Consider the following 2236-nt stretch of genomic DNA (forward strand, 5'->3'; position numbering starts at 1 on the left):
GTCCTGCTGATCTTCCAGCTCGCCGGCGGCGTGGTGCGCCTGGCGCTCGCCGAGGGCGAAGCGGAAAGCCGCCAGACCATCGAGGATTACCGGTCTATCATTCACACGCAGCTGCGACTGTTTCTCTAGGGCGTCCGCGGCGATCTCAGCCGCGCCTATTTCGCCCGATGGATGAGGCCTTCGAAGCCGTGAGTCAGATCGGAAGCGCCGGCCGCGAACATCTTGACGAGGTTTTGCGGACGGCCGGGAGTCTTGTTTGCGTCGAGGAGGACGGCCCTGCCCTCATGCATGACGAAATCGAATTTTCCATAGTCAAAGCCGAGTTCACGCCGACGCTCACGCAATTCGTCGGGCACCGGGACGGGCTCGCGCCGGATCGTCTCTGATGCCTTGACCAGGCCGTTCGGGGAGACGTAGCGGGTGCAGCGCTCGCGCTCTCCGCAAAACACCCAGAAACGAACAGCAAAACCGTCGGGTTCTCTCTCCGGAATGAACTTTTCCACGACGAGATCGTCGCAATCAAAGACGCCATCTGGAACGTCGCCGAGAGATCCATGGACCTCATAAGGATGCAAGGCTGGCAAGCGCGGAAACGGCTGCTGTTTCCCGGCACGCTCGGATCGCCGGTTGAGGAGCGTCTCCGGAATACCCCGATTGTTGAGATTGCTTTTGACGATCACCTGACCTTGCCAGCTGTCGGTTCTGTCGACCAATGCGCCGCTGATCCGCCGCTTGGATATGTCGGCGGCGCCGATGTTGAGGCAGAAGGCAAAACTCCGGGCGTAGTCGACATAGTCCGTGGGCGTCACCGTGGCATCGACATGCAATACCGCCATATCGCCGCTGACCGGCTTCGACAGGCCTTGCTGAACCTGAACCGAGTGGCCGCGCCTTTTCAATTCCGCAAGAATGTCGAACAGCATGTATGGGCTGCTCCTGCGCAGCAGGATGTCGCGCCTGCCCAGGAACCTGTCATGCTCGTGCGTTATCACAACGATGCGCGCCACTATCTACCTCTTGGACCGTCTGTAAATTCTTGAAATGTCTTGGCTTGTCCGACGACCTCTATTAAGCCCCGGCGGGTATCCAAATCCAGGCGTCCAGGGGCCAATAAATTGCATGACAAATCATTGGGACGATTACCACCGCCATTGGAAACTTCTGGAAGCGCCGCTCCGGCCAACAGCGGAAACCGTCGCTATATTCGATCGCGAACTTGATCTTGGAAATGCCGATGTCCTCCTCTTGGGGGTGACCCCGGAATTGGCAATTCTGGGCAAGTCGATGTTGGCGGTCGACCAGTCGGCGGCCATGATTTCCGGCGTATGGGCCGGCGACGACGGCTCGCGAAGGGCAATCGCCGGCAACTGGCTTAACCTGCCCGTGGATCACGCAAGCATCGACGCCGTCATCGGCGACGGATGCCTGTCGGCGGTCGATTCCCAGGCGGCGCGCAGTTCGTTGTTTGGCGAGGTCGCCAGGGTACTGAAGCCTGGCAGGCGCGCAGCGATCCGCGTCTTCGCACGACCGGAAACGGCAGATGATCTGCGCGGCATCGAAGCTCTGGTTCTGGCCGGCGGGGTCGAGAATTTCCACGCGCTCAAATGGCGGATCGCGATGGCGTCCACGACGAACGACCCCGATTTCGCCATCAAGGTGGCAACGATCCGCGATACGTTCGGCAGACTGTTCCCAGACCGCGAAGCTCTTGCCGCAAGGACGGGGTGGAGCATGAGCTCGATCAACACGATCGACGTCTATGCCGGCTCGGACATAAGCTACAGTTTCGCGACGCTGGCCACGCTGATCGAAGAGGCCGCCAACTGGTTCGGCGAAGTGCGCGTCGTGCCGAGCGGCAGCTATCCGCTGGCCGAACGGTGCCCGCTTCTGGTACTCGGTTCGGCCAGGCACCGGTAAGTTCATCATCATGCCGCCAAGAGGCGCTCCGAGCGCCTTGACTCCGGCGCGCCGCCAGCCTATTTCAGCGCCACGTTAGCACTCGCCTTTGGTGAGTGCTAACCACATGTCCGGCGCCGCCGGATGGAGGAACTGTTTCTCACCGTTCTCATCGAGGAAGAAAAAATGGCAAAGTCGAAGTTCCGCCCGCTTCATGACCGCGTGGTCGTTCGCCGGGTCGAATCCGAATCCAAGACCGCTGGCGGGATCATCATCCCCGACACGGCAAAGGAAAAGCCGCAGGAAGGCGAGATCATCGCTGTCGGCTCCGGCGCTCGTG

4 protein-coding genes are annotated in these 2236 nt (G+C 60.7%); 3 read left to right on the forward strand and 1 reads right to left on the reverse strand.

All coding sequences use genetic code 11. The features are described 5' to 3' along the window. Positions 1-155: 155 nt before the first annotated feature. Positions 156-503, reverse strand: a complete 348-nt coding sequence (locus EN906_RS38580; protein ID WP_245484370.1) for a hypothetical protein — start codon at positions 501-503, stop codon at positions 156-158. A gap of 51 nt (positions 504-554) precedes the next feature. Between EN906_RS38580 and EN906_RS38585 the strand changes: the two genes are divergently transcribed. The 3 genes from EN906_RS38585 to EN906_RS31540 all read left to right on the forward strand — a co-directional run. Further along, positions 555-1040, forward strand: a complete 486-nt coding sequence (locus EN906_RS38585) for a hypothetical protein (protein WP_245484371.1) — start codon at positions 555-557, stop codon at positions 1038-1040. A 79-nt stretch (positions 1041-1119) separates the two neighbouring features. Then, positions 1120-1917, forward strand: coding sequence for a class I SAM-dependent methyltransferase (locus EN906_RS31535; RefSeq protein WP_127269301.1), 798 nt, complete (start codon positions 1120-1122; stop codon positions 1915-1917). Positions 1918-2082: 165 nt separating this feature from the next. Beyond that, the coding region (locus EN906_RS31540; protein ID WP_164750074.1) for a co-chaperone GroES at positions 2083-2236 on the forward strand (154 nt) is incomplete at its 3' end.

The sequence above is a fragment of the Mesorhizobium sp. M7A.F.Ca.CA.004.06.1.1 genome, assembly GCF_003999135.1.
Lineage (GTDB): Bacteria > Pseudomonadota > Alphaproteobacteria > Rhizobiales > Rhizobiaceae > Mesorhizobium.